General features: G+C 50.7%; 18 protein-coding genes and 1 pseudogene. 12 read left to right on the forward strand and 7 right to left on the reverse strand.

The genetic code is table 11. The features are described 5' to 3' along the window. The first annotated feature begins 408 nt into the window (after nt 1-408). From BZG14_RS11320 to BZG14_RS11335, 4 genes are all read left to right on the forward strand, one after another. Complete coding sequence (locus BZG14_RS11320; protein ID WP_241824663.1) at nt 409-2,025, forward strand: BCCT family transporter; 1,617 nt, start codon at nt 409-411, stop codon at nt 2,023-2,025. A 161-nt stretch (nt 2,026-2,186) separates the two neighbouring features. Continuing rightward, nucleotides 2,187-4,064 (forward strand): DUF294 nucleotidyltransferase-like domain-containing protein, encoded by a 1,878-nt coding sequence (locus BZG14_RS11325; protein ID WP_077608768.1) that lies wholly within the window; start codon nt 2,187-2,189, stop codon nt 4,062-4,064. Between the two features lie 9 nt (nt 4,065-4,073). Further along, nucleotides 4,074-4,805, forward strand: a complete 732-nt coding sequence (locus BZG14_RS11330; RefSeq protein WP_077486595.1) for a 3'-5' exonuclease — start codon at nt 4,074-4,076, stop codon at nt 4,803-4,805. A 135-nt stretch (nt 4,806-4,940) separates the two neighbouring features. Then, nucleotides 4,941-5,144: a hypothetical protein gene (locus BZG14_RS11335; RefSeq protein WP_069361381.1), complete on the forward strand. Its 204-nt coding sequence runs from the start codon at nt 4,941-4,943 to the stop codon at nt 5,142-5,144. Between the two features lie 96 nt (nt 5,145-5,240). On the opposite strand, the gene BZG14_RS11340 is transcribed toward BZG14_RS11335, so the two are convergent. The 6 genes from BZG14_RS11340 to dinG all read right to left on the reverse strand — a co-directional run bounded on the left by BZG14_RS11340 (nt 5,241) and on the right by dinG (nt 11,810). After that, nucleotides 5,241-6,671: an alanine/glycine:cation symporter family protein gene (locus BZG14_RS11340; RefSeq protein ID WP_069361494.1), complete on the reverse strand. Its 1,431-nt coding sequence runs from the start codon at nt 6,669-6,671 to the stop codon at nt 5,241-5,243. Between the two features lie 582 nt (nt 6,672-7,253). Further along, entirely contained in the window at nt 7,254-7,436 is a 183-nt protein-coding gene (locus BZG14_RS11345) for a DUF2496 domain-containing protein (RefSeq protein WP_077486593.1), read from the reverse strand. After that, a complete protein-coding gene (locus BZG14_RS11350; RefSeq protein WP_077486592.1) occupies nt 7,433-8,359 on the reverse strand; it encodes a histone deacetylase family protein in 927 nt (308 codons plus the stop codon). Before BZG14_RS11350 ends, BZG14_RS11345 begins: the two co-directional genes overlap by 4 nt. 14 nt (nt 8,360-8,373) lie before the next feature. Next, nucleotides 8,374-8,925: a primosomal replication protein gene (locus BZG14_RS11355; RefSeq protein WP_241824661.1), complete on the reverse strand. Its 552-nt coding sequence runs from the start codon at nt 8,923-8,925 to the stop codon at nt 8,374-8,376. A gap of 24 nt (nt 8,926-8,949) precedes the next feature. Further along, nucleotides 8,950-9,723, reverse strand: a complete 774-nt coding sequence (locus BZG14_RS11360) for a sulfite exporter TauE/SafE family protein (protein WP_077486591.1) — start codon at nt 9,721-9,723, stop codon at nt 8,950-8,952. A gap of 14 nt (nt 9,724-9,737) precedes the next feature. Continuing rightward, nucleotides 9,738-11,810 carry an ATP-dependent DNA helicase DinG gene (gene dinG, locus BZG14_RS11365; protein ID WP_077608773.1) on the reverse strand — a complete coding sequence of 691 codons (2,073 nt, stop codon included), beginning with the start codon at nt 11,808-11,810 and terminating at the stop codon, nt 9,738-9,740. A gap of 536 nt (nt 11,811-12,346) precedes the next feature. On the opposite strand from dinG, the gene BZG14_RS11370 reads away from it, so the two are divergent. Both BZG14_RS11370 and BZG14_RS11375 read left to right on the forward strand, forming a co-directional pair. Further along, nucleotides 12,347-13,402, forward strand: coding sequence for a porin (locus tag BZG14_RS11370; RefSeq protein ID WP_077608769.1), 1,056 nt, complete (start codon nt 12,347-12,349; stop codon nt 13,400-13,402). Nucleotides 13,403-13,490: 88 nt separating this feature from the next. Then, a complete protein-coding gene (locus BZG14_RS11375) occupies nt 13,491-14,135 on the forward strand; it encodes a YccT family protein (RefSeq protein ID WP_077608770.1) in 645 nt (214 codons plus the stop codon). Between the two features lie 133 nt (nt 14,136-14,268). On the opposite strand, the gene BZG14_RS11380 is transcribed toward BZG14_RS11375, so the two are convergent. After that, on the reverse strand, nt 14,269-14,652 hold the full coding sequence (locus tag BZG14_RS11380) for a hypothetical protein (protein ID WP_077599317.1): 384 nt from the start codon (nt 14,650-14,652) through the stop codon (nt 14,269-14,271). A 423-nt stretch (nt 14,653-15,075) separates the two neighbouring features. Here BZG14_RS11380 and BZG14_RS11385 point away from each other — a divergent pair, with 423 nt between their 5' ends. The 6 genes and pseudogenes from BZG14_RS11385 to BZG14_RS11410 all read left to right on the forward strand — a co-directional run. After that, a complete protein-coding gene (locus BZG14_RS11385; RefSeq protein ID WP_077486587.1) occupies nt 15,076-15,483 on the forward strand; it encodes a YbaN family protein in 408 nt (135 codons plus the stop codon). A gap of 37 nt (nt 15,484-15,520) precedes the next feature. Then, nucleotides 15,521-16,066 (forward strand): adenine phosphoribosyltransferase, encoded by a 546-nt coding sequence (gene apt, locus BZG14_RS11390; protein ID WP_077608774.1) that lies wholly within the window; start codon nt 15,521-15,523, stop codon nt 16,064-16,066. A gap of 57 nt (nt 16,067-16,123) precedes the next feature. Further along, nucleotides 16,124-18,397 (forward strand): DNA polymerase III subunit gamma/tau, encoded by a 2,274-nt coding sequence (dnaX, locus tag BZG14_RS11395; RefSeq protein ID WP_077608771.1) that lies wholly within the window; start codon nt 16,124-16,126, stop codon nt 18,395-18,397. 24 nt (nt 18,398-18,421) lie between these two features. Then, nucleotides 18,422-18,751 carry a YbaB/EbfC family nucleoid-associated protein gene (locus BZG14_RS11400; RefSeq protein ID WP_021022483.1) on the forward strand — a complete coding sequence of 110 codons (330 nt, stop codon included), beginning with the start codon at nt 18,422-18,424 and terminating at the stop codon, nt 18,749-18,751. 3 nt (nt 18,752-18,754) lie between these two features. Next, complete coding sequence (gene recR / locus BZG14_RS11405; protein ID WP_077608772.1) at nt 18,755-19,363, forward strand: recombination mediator RecR; 609 nt, start codon at nt 18,755-18,757, stop codon at nt 19,361-19,363. A 363-nt stretch (nt 19,364-19,726) separates the two neighbouring features. Next, nucleotides 19,727-19,979, forward strand: a pseudogene (locus BZG14_RS11410) (molecular chaperone HtpG); the annotation flags it as partial.

Genomic DNA, 19,979 nt, shown 5'->3' on the forward strand with positions numbered 1-19,979 from the left:
CCATTGTGTTGCTGATTGCTACCGTGTCTCTGTTTAAAGGTTTGGCCTCAGAGCCGCGTGCTTAATTAGCAAAACATCGGTAATCTCGTCGATGACGAAAGAGGCAGCGCACTACGCGCTGCCTCTTTTTTATTCCTCTCTTTCTTATCAGACCTTTTCTGCCGCTAATGTCTATTCCCCTGGTATGAAGAGTCGTGATGTGGTTAATCCTTGACCAAGCTCGCCAAGCCTTTATTCACCTATTTAGCTTGTGTGATATTCTTGCTGACTTTTCTGTCATTGTGTCTTTTTGTGGGCTGACGTTTACCTCGATATCGAGCGTCACCCAGACAGCGTTCAGCAACAATGGCAGGTTGCCGAGTAGACGGAGTAAGGAGTTTACGTGTGAGCGATAAAAGCCATGAAGATATGATGACGCCAGACGGTCAGGTGAATCCGATCGATACTGACTACCAAGTGGGTCAGGATAACGTCGCTCTAAAAGTGGGCCCGTTTGGTTTTGATATTCATAACCGTGTATTTATGGTCTCAGGGCTGGCGATCATGGCCTTCGTCTTTGTGACCTTGGCCTTTCAAGACAAAATGGGGCCGATTTTTGGTGATTTACGTGCTTGGTTAACGGCAAATCTCGATTGGTTTTTCCTCTCGACAGGTAATGTTTTCGTCATTGCTTGCTTAATATTGATTGTCTCGCCGTTAGGTAAAGTGAGGCTGGGTGGCACAGAAGCCAAGCCGGATTTTGGCTATGGTGGCTGGTTCGCGATGCTGTTCGCCGCGGGTATGGGCATTGGTCTCATGTTCTRTGGTGTGTCAGAGCCGCTGACACATTTTCAAACCGCGCTCGATGGCACGTCGACAAATGCCCATGGTATCCGGACTGACTGGGCACCGTTAGGCGGTGCCGCGGGGGATACAGACGCGGCTCGTCGCTTAGGGATGTCAGCGACTATTTTTCACTGGGGACTGCATCCTTGGGCGATCTACGCGGTGCTGGCGCTTGGCCTTGCCCTGTTTGCGTATAACAAAGGGTTGCCGCTGACTATCCGCTCGGTATTCTATCCCTTGTTCGGTGAACGCGTTTGGGGCTGGACGGGGCATGTGATTGATGTGCTCGCGATTGTTGCGACCTTGTTTGGCCTCGCGACCTCTTTAGGTATCGGCGCGTCACAGGCTTCGGGTGGATTGCATTATTTGTTTGATACGCCGTTAGGGGCAACGACTGAAGTCATCTTGGTAGTGTTGATCACCGCAATGGCGATTTTCTCAGTGGTCGCCGGCGTCGACAAAGGGGTAAAGCGCCTATCCGAGCTTAACCTTATCCTGGCGTTCTTATTGCTGCTGTTTGTGATTGCGGTTGGCCCAACGCTCGCGATTCTGACCGGCTTCTTTGGCAATCTTGGTGCCTATTTAGAAAACTTGCCAGCATTGGCGATGCCATTTGGTCGTGAAGATGCCAACTTTACTCAAGGTTGGACATCCTTCTATTGGGCATGGTGGATCTCTTGGTCACCATTTGTCGGGATGTTTATCGCGCGGGTGTCGCGTGGTCGAACCGTGCGTGAATTCATTACCTGTGTGTTGTTGATCCCATCCGCGGCGAGTGTACTTTGGATGACGTCATTTGGGGGGACGGCAATTGACCAGTTTGTTAACGAAGGATACACCGCCGTTGTCGATGCCGAGCTTTCTTTAACGCTGTTTGCAATGCTTGAAGGCCTGCCGCTCGCGACGATTACCTCGTTCATTGGTATTATTCTGGTCATTGTCTTCTTCGTCACGTCATCCGACTCAGGCTCTTTGGTACTTGATACCATTTCGGCGGGCGGAAAAATGGATGTACCGGTCTCACAACGAGTATTCTGGGCATCATTCGAGGGCTTGGTTGCGGTGGCGCTGATCCTTGGCGGCGGCTTGGTAGCGTTGCAAGCGATGGCCGTCTCAACAGGCTTCCCATTCGCGGTGGTGCTGCTGGTTGCGACTGTCTCTTTGTTTAAAGGCTTGGCTTCGGAGCCACGCGCAAAATAAAGAGGTGTGCTAACTGTTTGATTGTTAGCTAAGATAGGAAAGGCAGGCCGTCGGGGCTGCCTTTTTTATTATCCGGCGAGCGCTTGAGCTGTGCCGCTCGCGAAAGAACGGACGCCCCGATCTGGGCGTCCTTCAATAAAATGCAGGTTTAGGTGAGCATTATGGAAGCTGAACAGATTGAAATCGCGACATTTCTTGCGCAGTACGCGCCGTTTGACGCGATGCCGGAAGACGTGGTGGCTGAGGTGGCAACCAGCATTGAAATCAGTTACTACCGCGCAGGTACCGATATTTTTGCTTACGGTGATGAAATTCACGATTTGGCCATTTTGCGTAGTGGTGCCGTTGAGCTATTTCGCCGTAATGGCACCTTATACAACCGTATTTCAGAAGGCGATATCTTTGGTCAAATGGGCCTTTTGATGAATAACCGTGTCCGGATGCCTGCCAAAGCGATCGAAGATACGCTGATCTATTTCATCCCTGAAGCGATGTTTAACCGTTTGTTTGACGACTTTGAGCATTTTGCTGACTTTGTTGAGGTAGAAGACCGAACTCGGTTACGCCAAGCGGTCTCGAGTCATAATGAAGCCAACGACTTGACCACCTCCAAGGTCAAAAAACTGATTATTCGCGATCCGGTAATGATTTCAAGTACCGACTCGGTTCAGCATGCCGCTCAGGTGATGTCCCAAGAGACAGTCTCCTCTATTCTGGTGATGGGCGATGAGCCTGATCCTGACACGGGGTTCAAGCCTGTATTAGGGATCATTACTGATCGTGACCTACGTAATCGGGTGTTAGCGGAAGGCTTGCCTTATGAGACGCCAGTGCAAGAAATTATGTCACCACAGCTGATCACGCTTGACCACAATGCGTATATCTTTGAGGCAATGCTGACCATCTTGCGCTCAAACCTCCATCATGTGCCCGTGCTCCAACACGGTAAGCCGATTGGTGTGGTTGCCCTGTCTGATATTGCGCGCTATGAGTCGCAAAACAGCTTGTTTTTGGTGGCGAGTATTTTCCGCCAGCAATCTGTGGATGATTTGGTGATCCTGTCTCAACAGGTGAAAGATTGCTTTGTCCGTATGGTCAACGAAGACGCGAATTCACACATGATAGGCTCTGCGCTGTCGGTGATTGGCCGTAGTTTCAAGCAACGTTTGCTTGAGCTTGCCGAGGAAGAGCTCGGTGAGCCACCCGTACCGTATTGCTTTTTAGCCATGGGCTCGATGGCGCGCGACGAGCAACTGATTGTTACGGACCAAGATAACGCCATTATTCTGGACGATAGTTATGAGCACAGTGAGCACAATGCTTATTTTGAAGCCTTGTCTAAACGTGTCTCTGATGGCCTTAATGCCTGCGGGTATACCTATTGCACTGGCAATATTATGGCGACCAACCCTGAATGGCGAAAAACGCTCAAAGAGTGGGAGCAATGCTTTGCTGATTGGATTGATAACCCCAGCCCGCGCTCGCTGCTTGACAGCAATATCTTTTTTGACCTTGATGGCGTGCATGGCCGTACTAACTGGGCAGAGCAACTCAAAGCCTTTATTGGTCGTCGGGCTCGTCGCAACAACCGCTTCTTGGCGGCGATGGCACGCAATGCGCTCAATCGCACACCGCCACTGGGCTTTTTCAAAGACTTTGTGATGGAACAAGACGGGCGTCATAACAATTCCATTAACTTGAAGCGTCGTGGCACCGCACCTTTGGCCGATCTGATTCGGGTGCATTCATTGGCGATCGACTCACGCTCGCAAAACTCTTTTGAGCGCTTGGACGATATTATCGAGTCTGGGATCTTGCCGAAAGGTCGCGGGCCAGACTTACGTGATGCCATGGAGTTTATTTCTATGGTGCGCATTCGTCATCAAGCACTGGATATTGAGGCTGGGCGTGAGCCGGATAACAATATTGAGCCAGAGAACCTGTCTGATTTTGAACGTCGAAACTTAAAAGATGCGTTTCAGATCTTAAGCAACGCACAGAAGTTCTTGAAATTCCGTTATCAGCCGAATCGGTCTTAAGGGGAGGGTATGCTTCATTTCGATTTGAGAAAAAAAGAGGATGCCGACCACGTTGACTGGCGTGCCATGTTGGAAACCAAACGTGAAACGGTTCAGCACGAGACCTTGCAAGCGTTTTATCAGCAAGGCTGGGTATCGCCTGATACCCCTGTCTCTCAGGTGTCTTTTGTAGCGTTAGACTTTGAAACCACAGGACTTGATAGCCAGCAAGATGCCATCGTCAGTATTGGCTTGGTGCCCTTTACCCTGAATCGTATTCGTTGTCAGCATGCGCAACATTGGATTGTTAACCCTAATCGGCCGTTGGCAGAGTCGTCGATTGTGATTCATGGCATCACCCACTCGGATATCGTGAATGCCCCTGACTTTTCGCATGTGATTGAGCCCTTACTGAGTGCGTTGGCCGGCTCCGTCGTCGTCGTTCACTACCGCCGTATTGAGCGGGAGTTTCTCGACCGCGCGTTCAAACAGCGTTTGGGGGAGGGGATTATTTTCCCAATGGTCGATACCATGGAGTTAGAAGCGCGCAAACACAGAAGTGGTAAACGCAGTTTCATGGATTGGATTGCACGCCGCCCGCCTGAGTCGATTCGTTTAGCCGACAGTCGTCATCGTTATCACTTGCCCTTTTACCAAAGCCACCATGCGCTGACGGATGCGATGGCCACCGCTGAATTGCTGCAAGCGCAAATTGCTCATGACTTTTCACCGGACACGCCCATCAGTGAACTATGGCGCTAACCATGGGAACGGTCCTCACGACTAAAGTAGAGGCTCTCGTGGCGAGACAATGAACCCTTCGCTGATGGTTTTCGTAGTGGCTCTCAGGGCGTATAATCAACGTGCTACAAGTCAGTGACGAAAGTGAGAGGAAAAATGACATTGATCCATGCGGTTGAAGGGTTGGCGTTCGGTCTCGGTGTGCTATTGCTGTCATCGTCCATTGGCTTTGCGTATTGGGGGATCACCTTAAAGCCAGAAGAGGCAGAGGACATGACGGCGCGTAAGATTGAATTAGGTTTTTATGCGGGGGCGTGTTTTGTCTTCACCCTGCTGATTGGTTATTGGTTGAGTGTGTAACGCCGCAGCGTCTATGGGTGAGAATCTCGATTTCATTCAGTGAGTAACAAAAAACCACCGATGACTCGGTGGTTTTTTCGTATACCCCGCAAGGAATTACCAAACGTCTTTATCGATTTGTTTATCCAATTTCGGGAACTTAGTGCGATCAAAGGTGGGTTTTTTGCCCGCACGGCGCTGATCTTCGTAGTCTTTCATCAGCGCAAACGCAACACCCGATAAGAGCGCGATAGCCACCAAGTTGATCACCGCCATCATGCCCATCGACAAGTCCGCAAAGCTCCAAATCAGTGGTAGATCCATCACCGCGCCGATTAATACCATCGCGAGCACGGCGATACGGTAAAGTAAAATGGCTTTCCGGCACTTGAATATATACTCGATGTTTGACTCACCATAAGAATAGTTGGCAATGATCGAGGTAAAGGCAAACAGCAGAATCGCAATGGCAATAAAGGCCGCGCCCCAGTCACCCACTTGGCTAACTAATGCTTCTTGGGTAAGCGCAATACCCGTGAGACCGCTATTTGGCTCAAGCATACCGGAGATCAAGATGATCGATGCCGTCGCGGTACAGATAACGATGGTGTCGACAAAAACCCCCAGCATCTGCACATAGCCTTGCGCCGCTGGGTGATTGGGTTTAGTGGTTGCGGTAGCGGCCGCATTCGGTGCCGAACCCATACCTGCTTCGTTGGAGAACAAACCACGCTTGATACCGTGCATCATCGCTTGCGCGATAGCATAACCCATTGCACCACCAGCCGCTTGTTCGAGCCCGAGTGCGCTTTTAACAATGGTTGAGATTACCGCAGGCAGTTGTTCGATATTCATACCGACYACGATAAGCGCGACCAGCAAATACGCCAGTGCCATGAACGGTACGATCAGCTCGGCCACACGCGCAACCGAACGCATACCGCCAAAAATCACAGGTGCGGTCACTAAGGCAAGGCCGATGCCAACCGCTAAGGCATCAAAGCCAAACGCGGTATTCATTGCTGCGGCAATCGAGTTGGACTGGACACCGTTAAACGCCAGACCAAAGGCGATAATCAGGCAGATAGCAAACGCAATGCCTAACCAGCGCTGACCTAAGCCTTTTTCGATATAGTAAGCAGGGCCACCGCGAAAGGTCTTGTCGTTGTGATTCACTTTGTACGCTTGCGCCAAAGTAGATTCGACAAAGCTAGTTGCCATACCGACCAATGCCGTCAGCCACATCCAGAATATCGCACCAGGGCCACCCAGATAGAGCGCCACGGCCACACCGGCCATGTTTCCGGTACCGACGCGCGCCGCCAAACTGGTACTAAAGGCTTGGAAAGAAGAGATACCACCTGACGCGCCATCGCGGCTGTTGGCCATCAGTTTGAACATGTGGCCAAAGTTACGGAATTGAATAAAGCCAGATCGCACGGTGAAGTACAAACCTAAGCCAATCAAAAGATAAATGAGTACGCTGCCCCAAAGGAGGCCGTTACCTGTATCGACTATGGACACAAATAGATTTTTAAGTTGTTCCATCATTAAACTCTGTTTTGTCTGTTGGGAGACGCCTTGCTCTTTCGCGACGAGAACCTATTGTTCATGGTGAGAGAGCGAGGGTCGACAACCACTGTCCATGTGAGATCTCTGCCGTCCATGCAGGTGAGCAACGAAACGCGCAGTAGCACCAAAATGTCTGGCTGCTATGACGCGTGATGTTGGATCTGCAACAGCATTTTGAATCCATGCTCGGCTGTTGCCAGAGTGCACCGTTAACCGCGATATTGATGTCTTAGCACAGCAATACACTAGGTGGAGCACGCCGGATAATACCGATATTTGTGAGACAAAACACTAGATGTTTGTTGAGATGTTGGTTTTTTGAGCGGTGCTAGGTGTCAATAACAGTCCTAAAAATTGTAATCAAAATGTAATGGAATTGACGCTAATTACTTGATGTTAAAGCAGTCATCTCAACGCCTTCRCATATTATCCGGTATTTTTTTGACTCAATATTGGTTGCATGCGCGCTGAACGAAATGTGATCAATGCCTCATGTTGCCATTGAGTCATCGCACTGAATCTACTTCTACGCTGCCCGAACGGATAGATAAAGATGACTTAATCACTGGATGACGCGGCTTTTTTAGTCAGCAAATCATGCTTAACCATATCGATCGCGGAGAGCGCTGTGTCGGTATCAATCGCATGGCTTTCAAGCAAGTAAATAAGATCGACCGCGAGCTTGACGTCGTCGGGCGCCTCTTCGAGTGCTTTTGACGAGGAAGAATGTGAGTCAGTCATGATGCCTCCAGGCTGGCGGAAAAGTCGGGAAAGTGAGTGATAGCGGCTTGGATGAGTTGTTCGTGCAGCGGGATCAGCTGCTCATGGGTGTCATGATAACCTCCTCCAATGACCGCAGCGACCGGGATCTGGTGGGCGGCACACCGTGATAGTACGCCTGTGTCGCGTTGAAAAATGCCCTCAGTGGTAAGTGACAAATACCCCAACGCATCGTCTTTATGCACGTCGACGCCAGCGTCATAGATCACCATGTCGGGGCGATGCTGAGCCAGAGCAAGGTCGAGTAAAGGTAACAAGGCATCAAGGTAGTCGCTATCCTGGGTGCCAATCGGGAGGGGTAAATCAAGCGTTGATGCTGGCTTGCGCGAGGGAAAATTTTTTTCACAGTGGACGGAAAAGGTCACAATATCTGGATGTGAGGAGGCCAGTGCGGCCGTGCCGTCACCGTGGTGAACATCGCAATCGACGATCATCACTGTCTCTATGCCCGGCTGTGTGAGAGCATGACGCGCGGCAATCATTAGATCGTTAAATAAGCAAAAGCCACTGCCAAAATCATAGTGGGCGTGATGATAGCCGCCAGTAAGGTGAATCGCCAGGCCTGTGCGCAATGCCTGATCCACCGTTAAGGTGGTGCCACCCAGAGAGGTTAAACTGCGTTTTATGAGCGACGCACTCCAAGGAAACCCAATACGACGCATTTTAACCAAAGGCAAGTTGCCCTCGAGTAATTGGCTTACATAGGCGGGATCGTGGACCGCGTCAATGATCTCTCTTTGCGCGGCGGTGGGCTGATAAAACGCAACCGGCAAGGCAAGCGCTTGCAAGCGCTCAAAGAGCAGCCGGTACTTTTGCAGAGGATAACGGTGACCCTCGGGAAGCGGGAAATCAGAGTAAATGGGATGGTATATCAGTGGTAGCACATTCGCTCCTTACGTTATCGCTTTTCCCGGTAAGTAATGGTGGTTTCAATACGCTCTCGGGCTTTGGTGCATCGTGCTAGACGCTGCTCGAGCGCGAGAACTTGCTTTTGATGCTGTTGCCGTATAGCCGGACTGGAAGCCATCTCAACACTGGCGTTGGCATCACGGAGTTTGTCGGCGAGACGCCTTTCCCAGTCTTGGTGTTTGGCCAAGTCTTGATAAAGTTCACCGATTGACTGTCGCCGTGGCCCACGCCGCGCTTGTTCTTGCTTACGTAAAGGTTGGGTGGCAAGCTCACGTTGCAGTGCGGTGATTTGCGATAACAAGGTGTCGCAAATATGGGTCGCGCGYGCATCCGTTAGCATGCCTTGTTGATGGTCGCGGCGCATCACCGCCAATAAGCCTTGGGCTTCATTAACACAAGGCGTTAACAGCTTGCCTTTGCAGTGAAAAAGTGGCGTGGCAAATAAAGGGGCTTTGGCTTCGCCGCGACGCCGATCGACCTCTGCCGCTTGAACAGCGAGTTGGTCTAAATGCTGAGCCATGGCATCGATTTGCGCTTTCATGGTGTCGTTCTCTTTTATTGAGGGCTAAAACCACGCATCAACGGCAAGTTTGCCCGCTAGAATAACTACCGCGGTGATAAAAATAGGGCGAATAAAACGGCTACCAAAGCGGATGGCCGAGTGTGCGCCAATAAAGGCACCCAGCATAAGACACGCACCCATGGTTAAGCCCAGTGCCCAGCTCACATGGCCTAATAGTGCGAACGCCACCAGTGAGGTGAAGTTGCTGGTAAAGTTCATCGCTTTTGCCAACCCAGAGGATAGCAATATATTCATCCGATAGAGCGACATGGTGGAAACCGTCCAAAACGCGCCGGTTCCCGGGCCGGCTACCCCGTCGTAAAAGCCAAGTGATAAACCTTGACTCCATTGTTTGATTGGCAACTTCGGACAAGGTGCGGGTAGCTGGTTGTTATCACCCTTTGGGTGTGGGTGCCAAATGGTATACACCGCGGCCACCAATACCACGATTGGTATGGCTTTTTCGAGCCACTCGGTGCTTAACACGTCCACCAGCAGGGTGCCGGCCGTGGCGCCAATTAAAGTGCCCCAAAAAGCATGTTGCCAAAACGAGGGAGAAAATAGGCGCTTTTTATAATAAGTGAAGGCAGCGGTGCTTGAAGCAAAGGTCGCGGCCAGCTTATTGGTGCCTAACGCAACATGCGGCGGCAGGCCTAGCGATAACAGGGCAGGCACAGTGAGCATGCCGCCGCCGCCAGCCACCGCATCAATAAATCCAGCGACAAACGCAGTCAGCCCCAGAATAACTAAAGTAGAGAGGTCAATCAGTTCCAGCATGTTAACTCATCAGTTTAAGATTCGATCACGCGCTTAAAGGGCGGCAGCGAGTCGAGTAAAGATTGGCCATATCTGCGGGTGATAATGCGCCGGTCAAGGAGCACTACTTTACCAGAGTCCTCTTCTTTGCGCAGTAGTCGCCCCACGGATTGCACCAGCTTTTTACTGGCTTCTGGTACGGCAATTTGTAAAAACGGATTGCCACCACAGCGCTCGATATATTCAGCGTGTGCTTCTTCAACCGGCGACGTCGGCACGGCAAAGGGGATTTTAGTAATAATAAGGTTGGTCAATAAGTTACCGGGTAAATCTAAACCTTCGGAAAAACTGCCGGTGCCAAAAATGATACTGGTTTTATCATTATTAACGGCTTGTTGATGCGCTTTGAGTAACGCGGTACGCGACTGGCTCCCTTGGCAAAGCAGCTGCCAGCCCCGTTGCTTGCAGGTACGTTCAATCGCTTGTGTCACTTGCTTCATTTGCCAATAGGAGGCAAAGAGCACCAAAGAGGCACGTTCACCTTCTAGGTGCTCAAGTATTTTATCGTTTAATGCCTCTGTAAAGGCACTGGCTTGCGGCTCACAAGGCATCGTCGGGATCACCAAGCGCGCTTTATTGGCGTAATCAAAGGGTGAGGGTAAGGCTAAATAACGCGAGCCGTCGGTTTCGCTCAAACCAACCTGACGGCAGAAATAGCTAAACCGATTTAGAGCACGCAAAGTGGCGGAAAAAAGGCCCACGCCAGCGGCGCGAGACCAGAGCATTTGATCCAGACGCCAGCCTACTTCTAAGGGAGAGACATGCACCCAAAGATCCCCCTCGCGCTCACGGCAGGCTTGCACCCAACGGGCAAGCGGTGCGCCTTTATCGGCATTCGGTTGGGCCATTAAGGTCCACACCTTTTCTAAATTTTCTAACCGTTGCAGGAAAAACGCGGTTTCCGCGAGCGCCGGATCGGCGAGTTTTGCCGAAATGTCATTTTCTTTCAGACGCTCATTGATCAAATCATGAATTTTTCCCAATGCTTGAYGGGCTTTTTTACTTGCGGTTTTAAGCTGCTCACTGGGTGCAATCAGGGCTTCGGGCAGTTCACCGTCGGCAAAGCGATAACAACCGTCGTCGTTGAGCGACAGTTGGCTGAGCATGTTTTTTGCTTCGCGTAACCCTGGGATCAGGGTTTGAATCGCGTCTAGCAAGCTATCGGCAAACCGATGTGCGCGCGTCATATCCGCGGTATTGCCCAACTTAGTCGTCGCTTGATTGAGTTTTTCTAGCCAACCGACCACGCCGAGCAAACTGGCACTGGCGGCTGAAAAGTCACGCGCCACCGTGGGCAAGTGATGAGCTTCGTCAATCATATACAGGCACTGCTCTGGCTCGGGCAAGATCACCCCGCCGCCGAGTTCGAGATCGGCGAGCAGCAAGCTATGATTGACCACCACCACATCCGCTTTATCCATCGCTTCACGTGCTTTAGCAAACGGGCAACCACGGTGGGCGGGCAAACCGGCATGACAAGTGTGTTTGTCAGAGGCGATGGCTTGCCAAAGATGATCAGCAATGGGTTTTGGCCAACTGTCTCTGTCACCACCCCACTTACCCCGACTCAGCGCTTCGTAAAGATCATTCAGCAACAATTGTTCGCTGCGCTTGGGTTTTTGGGTAAATAGCGCGCCTTGAATGCTCTCGGTATCTGCCACTGCACTTAGCTTATGTGCACAGCAATAGCGTTGGCGCCCCTTGGCCAAGATAAAATCAAACGGTTTGGGGCAGATGCGATGAAAAAACGGGATATCTTTATTGGCAAGCTGTTCTTGCAACGCCACCGTCGCGGTGGAAATGACCACTTTTTTATTGTTGTTAAGCGCAAACGGAATCGCGCCCATCAAATACGCCATTGATTTGCCCACCCCTGTGCCTGCTTCTGCCACTAATAATCGGCGTTTCGGCTCGTAATCGCCGGCCAAGGTTTTCGCGAGCTCTGCCACCAAATAGTTCTGAGCTTTGCGGGGAACAAAGTGAGGAAGTTGATCTTGTAGCGTTTGGTAGCACGCGCGAATGTCTGATTTTACGGCAGGGCTGAGCATCAACAGGTCCGAGTTGCAAAGGTTGGCGGCCAGTATAACACGAGGTAAAAACGTGAAAACGATCGCGAACTGCAAGATTTCCTTACAGATATGAGATCTTGGTCACGAATTTAATTTGAACCATTCTTCGCTATCTTGCTGATCTGCCGTTTGATTAACAAAACGCCTGATTTAAGCTATTGATTAGTTTTTTATTCTTTATATTGTGTTTTTAAATGTATTTTTTAGTGTTTTATGTTGTTAGTGTTTGTTGTTTATTTTCATCAAAAGGCGGGTGTTGAGTTAATTAAACTGTGATCTCAGTTCAACAGATGTCAATATGTTATTGTTTTTAAGAGTTTTTTGTCTAGATTGTAATGCGCTTCCGGCGAGTTGACAGAACCACAAATGTTCTGCACGATTAGCCACGAAGTTTCAGTGAACTGGCATTTTGTGCTTCGCAGCGTTTGCTGCTGGTAATAGAGTGACAGTCACCATAAAACAGAGTTCCAAGAAGGAACTCATAATGACTAAATAGAAAAGGCAGTGGATTAACCATGAAAAAGACTATTCTAGCAATGGCAGTACCAGCTCTGCTGGCTGCTGGCTCAGCATCAGCAAGCATCAACCTGTATGACGCAAACGGCGTTAAAGTAGACGTGTCTGGTGCCGCTGAAGTTCAGTACATCCAAGACATCGGTAACAACCAAGACGCGAAATGGCGTCTAGACGACGGTGACGTTCAGTTTGATACTGAAGTTGCTGTATCTGACTCTCTTAGTGCAATCGCGGCAGTAGATTTTGAATTCGAAAGCGCAGATAGCGTTACAGACAATTATTATGACAAAAAGAACGATGAAGAACTAACGCGCGATATTGATATTACTGATAGTAACGGTAACGTCGAAAACAACGTGCTTTACGTTGGTTTGAAAGGAGACYGGGGTCAGTTCACCGCAGGTCGTCAGCTGTTGCTGATGGRTGACGCTGGTATCACTAAAGACTATGAGTTGGCTAAAAATGCATTCGGTGCCGATTATACCCATGCTCAGCAAGTAGGAAAATACGTTTATGATAACGGTACTTTCTACGGTGCTGCGACCTACACTGACAAGAGTGATGGCTTTGACGACAATAGCGTTGCAAACGGTACGGAAGGTTACGCTGGTGCTGGCGATGACACTCGCATCTATGAAGCACGTCTAGGCTACCGTGTTGCTGACGTTGACGCGCGTGTTTACTATCAAAAAGCAGATAACGTTAGCCGTGTTAGCGACGACGAAAAAGACGCATACAACTTCGAAATTGAATACGCAGGTATCGAAAACGTTGGTTTAGCGGCGTCTATTGGTCGTACCTCYGCGGACATCGGTGGTAACGATACTGACGTTGATTACACCTCAATTGCTGCTGACTACACCATGGGTAAAACCACCTTTGCTGTTGGCTATGACAACAAAGACGAAGAAGGTGAGTCTTCAGACGTTAACGGTTACTATGCCAACGTGACTTATGCATTGCACAGCAACGCACACGTGTATGCAGAAGTGGGCGATAGTGATGAAGATGAGAAAGATTGGGGTTACGTAGCAGGTATGGAAGTTAAGTTCTAATTGAGCTTAAACCATTATTGCTACATGTAGCACTGGTTACAAAAGCCGCCTTAGGGCGGCTTTTTTATTATCACGATTTGGAGTAGAGATGAAAAACGTAGTAGGTGTGGGCTTGGTGCTCAGCACTCTCTTAGCAGCGAGTGTGACTAGTGCGGCGGAAATTACCTCCGCGCCCAATATTGAGTTTGTGGTGGTTGATGGTAAGGAAATCAGTTTTGACAACTGGGCGCCGCAGCAGACCATTGAGCTTGCTAATGGCACCCACCAGTTGGTGATGCGCTTTGATGGCGAAGTAAAGCGAGGCAGTAAAGAAGTGATTTTTACCTCGCGTCCGTATCTGTTTGAGCTTAACGTTGATGGACGTAATACGACGATTGATATAGATACTCGATTAAAAACAAAAGTTCAAGCAGAGCATTATTTTGACGATGCGCAATGGCAAGCCGAGTTCGATAACGGTGACGTGATGCCGTTRGAGGCGGTCGAGCTCAAAGGTGATGGCTTTGCTGCCTATGCCGATATGGAAGCGCTGGTGGCGGAGTATAACCGTGCCAACGGGATTATTATCGACCAAGGTGAAAGCAAAAACCTTAACGACGTATTAGTCGAGGTCGACGACCAAGGACAAGCCTCTATTAAAGGTGATGCCTTGTCGCAGTTAAAGCTTTGGTATACCAAAGCCAGTGACCAAGAGCGCAAGTCGTTCCGTCGTTGGATTATTGACCAAGATTAAGCGCCTAGTGTGATGGGTGATCTGTAGTACCACCCGCTTGATGGCTTTAATCAGTCAATAAAAAACGCGCCCAGCTGATGCTGGGCGCGTTCCGTTTAAGCCACGGTGAGACAAGCGAAAGTCGACCTCGCGATCACACGGTTTTACGTGCTCCCGCAGTGGCTCGGCGAGTGGCTGGATCGTGATGATAATAATTCGACGCGCGACACTGTGGGCAGCGCTGCTCGGCAGCATCATTGATTAAATCATCCAGTGGAATCTCACTTTCACAATCGGCACACAAGCCATAAATCTCCAAATCCATGGCACATAAAGCCGCATCGACTTTTTCTAAACGTTCACCGAGACATCGGATGGCGCCAGGTACCCCTTGGCTTTCTTTAATCAGATCCGAAATGGTGAGGTTTTCGCAATGCTTGTCCCAGTCTTCACGCAATCGCGTGGTTAGTGTTGCTACTAGCTCAGTGCGTTCGCGGTTAAGTTCACGCCCCAGCTGAGCAAGGGTTGTTGTATCCATGGTCAGTTCGCTTGATTGGCTAAAATGACGTTTATCATGACGCAGTCACACAAGTTGTTACCCTGATGTAAATCAAGGATTCAGTTAAAACCTTACAAATCGTCCGTTTTTAGCGCTCTTGACCTGAGCTATAGTAGCCGCTCACCGTTGTTATGCTGTTGTGAGTGAAGTAACAAAATGGAACACGATTTTAAAGAGCCCTATAACGTTAAGTACTTCATCGGCTTTCTGCTGGTATTACTGATCCCGACCTTACCTGCCAGTCTCACCTGGCTTGGCATTGTTTTTGGCGGCTAATCACCGCCTTGTTCACTTACCGCACCGTATTCCTGATCCGCTATCCTGTACCTCCATCGTCTCTGCCACTACACTTAGCGTGAGTGAACAAGCGCAACCATCGCGAATCGAGAGGTAGTAGAGATTATGCAGCAAGCACCGACAGCCCCTTGGCGTTGGTTATGGAATGGGTTAGGTTGGTTATGGGTCGCGCTGGGCGCGGCAGGCGCCTTTTTGCCTGTACTCCCGACCACGCCGTTTTTGCTGCTCGCCAGTGGTTGCTTTATGCGAGGCTCTCCTCGTATCGCTAACTGGCTTCACGCCCACCCCACGTTTGGACCCATATTGACCGATTGGTACCAAAAGCGCGCGATTAGTCGCAAAGTAAAACGACGCGCGACCGTCATGATTGTGGCAAGTTTCAGTTTCTCCATTTATATCGTCGGGGCGATGTGGCTGAAAGCGTTACTGATTACCTGCCTAATTGTGCTCTTGTGCTGGTTTCTCCGCCTACCTGAAACGGAATCTGTTGCTGGTTCGGCCGAAAATTCATAACATGGCGGTCTGCGTTTTTTATCGGCGAGAATTGGCCATGAGCACCGACAGCTTGAATGTCATCAAACAAAGTATTCAAACCATCCCAGATTACCCCAAACCTGGCATCTTATTTCGCGATGTCACCAGCTTAATGGAAGACCCTGCTGCCTACCAAGCGACAATTGACGCCTTGGTGGCACAATATCGCGATTATGGATTTACCAAGGTGATTGGCACTGAATCGCGCGGCTTTCTATTTGGCGCGCCACTGGCGCTTGCGCTAGGGCTGCCATTTGTGCCGGTTCGCAAACCTGGCAAATTACCACGCGCGGTGATCAGCGAAAACTACCAGCTGGAATACGGTGAAGATACCCTGGAAATCCATCGTGATGCGATTGTTGAGGGCGATAAAGTACTGGTGATTGACGATCTGCTGGCGACAGGCGGCACTATAGAAGCCACCGTGAAGTTGGTGCGCCGTTTAGGTGGCACCGTAGAACACGCTGGCTTTGTGATAAGCTTGCCGGATATCGGCGGGGAAGAAAAACTGGCCGCGCTTGGGATCAAGGTTTATAGCTTGTGCGAATTTGCCGGTCATTAATGCCAGGCTATGTGCAGGGTCTCGCGTTAGCCATAAGCATACAGGAAGCGAATTGACATGAGCTACCAAGTTCTCGCACGTAAGTGGCGACCCCATAATTTTGAGTCTGTTGCTGGTCAAAGTCATGTGCTCACGGCCTTGGCCAATGCGTTGGATCATGACCGCTTGCACCACGCATACTTGTTTAGTGGTACTCGCGGTGTGGGTAAAACCACTATTGCGCGTATTTTTGCCAAAGGGCTTAATTGTGAGCAGGGCGTGTCGTCATCGCCATGTGGACAGTGCGCAACCTGCCGTGAGATCGACGAGGGCCGGTACGTTGACTTGCTGGAGATTGATGCCGCTTCTCGTACCAAGGTAGAAGACACGCGCGAGCTGCTCGATAACGTCCAGTACAAGCCTGCACGTGGCCGTTATAAGGTGTACCTAATCGATGAGGTACACATGCTGTCGCGCCACAGCTTTAATGCATTGTTAAAAACGTTAGAAGAGCCGCCCGAATACGTGAAGTTTTTGCTGGCGACCACGGATCCACAAAAGCTACCGGTCACCATTTTATCGCGTTGCTTGCAGTTTCATTTAAAGCATTTTGACGCCAGTCAGATCCAAACGCAGCTAGAGCATATTCTTGGTCAAGAAGGTGTCGAGGCAGAGTCACGTGCTTTAATGCTATTGTCACGGGCGGCGGAAGGCAGTATGCGCGACGCCTTGAGCTTGACTGATCAGGCGATTGCGCTGGGAAATGGCCAAATTAGCACCCAAGCAGTGGCAGAGATGCTAGGGACACTGAGTACCGATAACGCACTCTTACTCCTTGAAGCCTTGGCGAACCATGATGCGGTCGAGTTGATGAACATGCTGACGCAGATTGCGCACGTCGGGGTGGAATGGGATGGCTTACTCAAAGAGTTAGCCAGTCAGCTTCACCATGTGGCGCTGGCCCAAGCACTGCCTCAGACGCATGATGACGACAGCGGTGAGCAAGCACGGATCCACGCCTTGGCCTCGCGACTTGCGCCACAAGATGTGCAGCTGTGTTACCAAATGGCACTGCAAGGACGGCAAGATCTGCCTTACGCCCCTGATGGGCGGGCGGGGTTAGAAATGGTCTTGCTGCGTATGTTGGCGTTTCAGCCGGTCAAAACCGTGCCGTATGAACCGGCTACCATATCGGTGCCGACACATGATCCCGCTTCTGTGTCACAGCAGCCGACAAAAAAAGATCCTTCGCAAGCGCTGAATGCATTAAAAGCGCAGGTCTCATCGGCCAGTGTGGCGTCGCCAAACCAAGCGCCACCAAGCCATGCGCCTCAGGAGCATGAGGCACAACAGAGCCGAACCATGGGCGGTACCCCGGTGCGCAATGACCGAGATACGCCGGAAAGCCCCCAAAACGCCAATGCTCCCCACGCGCCAGCGCCTCAGCAGCCGATGGCAAAGACTGGCGCGGAGGAGCCCAGCATAGATGCGTCCGGCAGTGGGGCACGTGACGCGAGTGTCGTCGAGCAAAGCCGACCGGTGGTCGATGACTCGGTGCCGGATGCAGCGCCCGCGAGTGAGCCATCTGCCTCTTCGCCTGCCTCTAGCCTTATCCAGGCGCGTAATCAGCTGCGTAGTCGTATGAAACGTCAAGCTGATAAAACGGGAGATGGGGTAAAAAAGACGGGACGGACACCGGCCAAGACTGATGCGTTATCTGTGCTCGATCGCGTAGCGACGGCGGCGGAGAGTGCATCGCCTGTGTCCGCCCCGGCGCATCAAACGGGCAATTCGACGTCAGCCCCCCAGCAGACATCGCATGGAAGTAAGGTATCGTCAGAGCCTTATCAATGGCGTCCTACTCAGCCTGTGTCACAATCGCCTGAGGTCGTACCAACCCTGACCCCTAAGTCGATAAAGCAGGCGCTAGAGCATGAAAAAACGCCTGCCATGCGTGACAAACTGGTGGAGGAAACCAATGCGCAAGATCCTTGGTGTGCACTGGCAGACAGCTTGGAGGTAGAGCGATTGGTCAAGCAAATGGCGCTCAATGCGGCCATGTCCCAGCAAGGTGAGCAGGTACAGCTTATCTTACGCCCGGATCAAGCGCATTTGAATACCGAAAAAGCCCAGCAGCAATTAACTCAGGCCTTGACGACGGCATTGGGTGCCCCCATAACCTTAGAGGTACAGCTCGGGGAATCGGGAATCACACCGTTAGAGCGGCGAGAGCAGCTCTATCAACAAAAATTAGCGCAGGCGACACACAGCCTGCATAATGATCCGAATGTCACTTTTATGCTTCAACGCTTTGCGGCGGAGTTAGAGGAAGACAGCATTCGACCAATTTAAGACACCTAACCAAGAGAGAGAATTATGTTTGGTAAAGGCGGCATGGGTAACATGATGAAGCAGGCGCAGCAAATGCAAGAGCGCATGCAGAAAGTACAAGAAGAAATTGCCAGCATGGAAGTGACAGGCGAAGCGGGCGCAGGCATGGTGAAAGTCACCATGACAGGCAGCCACAGCATCCGTCGTGTCGACATCGACGATAGCTTGATGGAAGATGACAAAGACATGCTGGAAGACTTGATCGCGGCCGCATTCAACGATGCTGCCCGTCGTGTTGAGGAGCAACAAAAAGAGAAAATGGCGGACGTGACAGGCGGTATGCAGTTACCACCAGGCATGAAAATGCCATTTTAATCTATGCGCACCAGCCAGTTACTTGAACAACTGATGGACTCGCTGCGTTGTTTGCCCGGGGTGGGCCCTAAATCAGCGCAGCGGATGGCCTACCACCTATTGCAACGAAATCGCCAAGGTGGACTGGCTCTCGCGCAAGCACTGAGCACGGCAATGACAGACATTGGCCACTGCACCCAATGTCGAACTTTTACCGAGCAAGACGTGTGTGCGATTTGCGATAACCCGAAACGCCAAGAAACCGGGTTGATCTGTGTGGTTGAAAGCCCAGCAGACATTGCGGCCGTCGAGGCGACCGGGCAGTACGCTGGGCGGTATTTTGTCTTGATGGGGCATCTGTCACCGCTTGATGGCATTGGTCCGGCAGACATTGGCCTTGATGTGCTAGAAAAGCGTTTGCAGCACGAACCGATTCAAGAGCTTATTTTGGCGACCAATCCAACAGTGGAAGGCGAGGCCACGGCGCAATACATCGCTGAGCTTTGTCAAGAGCACCAAGTGGGTGCCAGCCGTATCGCACATGGCGTGCCCATGGGCGGCGAGCTTGAACTGGTCGACGGTACGACACTGTCTCATTCGATTATCGGTCGCCAACAGTTGAAGTATCGCTAGACGCGCCTGCCGTGCCCAAGAGACCGCACCTACCGGTTGTGACATTGTCTTCCTCCGCGAGGGGCCGAAAGACAATGTGGCAACACCAACCGTCARAGCAGCGATGTCAATCACGCTACTGACTTGCAAAGCCTAGCCTCTGGTTAGGCTTTTCTTTTTCTATGGTTTATAGCCTCAGCCTGTGTGATATACCTCGAGTGTCGGCACCTTAACACTAACTGGCTTATATTTGACCACTTAGGCCTTGAAAGCGTGGTACCGGATCCCTATATCCAAGGAGACTAAGTAACGAATTCATTGATACGTGGGCATCGAGTCCACGTCGCCATTAATCCTCATAGTGTTAGGTAGATTGACATGAGCGTGAAAACCCCAGAAAAACATCAGTTTGGTTCTGATACTTCCAAATTGCTGCAGTTGATGATCCACTCTCTCTACTCAAACAAAGAGATTTTCCTGCGAGAGCTAGTGTCAAACGCGTCAGATGCTGCTGATAAGCTGCGTTTTAAAGCGTTGTCCGCCCCTGAGCTGTATGAAAATGACGGTGACCTGCGCGTTCGCCTTTCCTTTGATAGTGATGCCGGTACGTTAACTGTCTCAGACAATGGTATTGGTA

The sequence above is a fragment of the Salinivibrio sp. IB282 genome (assembly GCF_001995685.1).
Taxonomy (GTDB): domain Bacteria; phylum Pseudomonadota; class Gammaproteobacteria; order Enterobacterales; family Vibrionaceae; genus Salinivibrio; species Salinivibrio kushneri.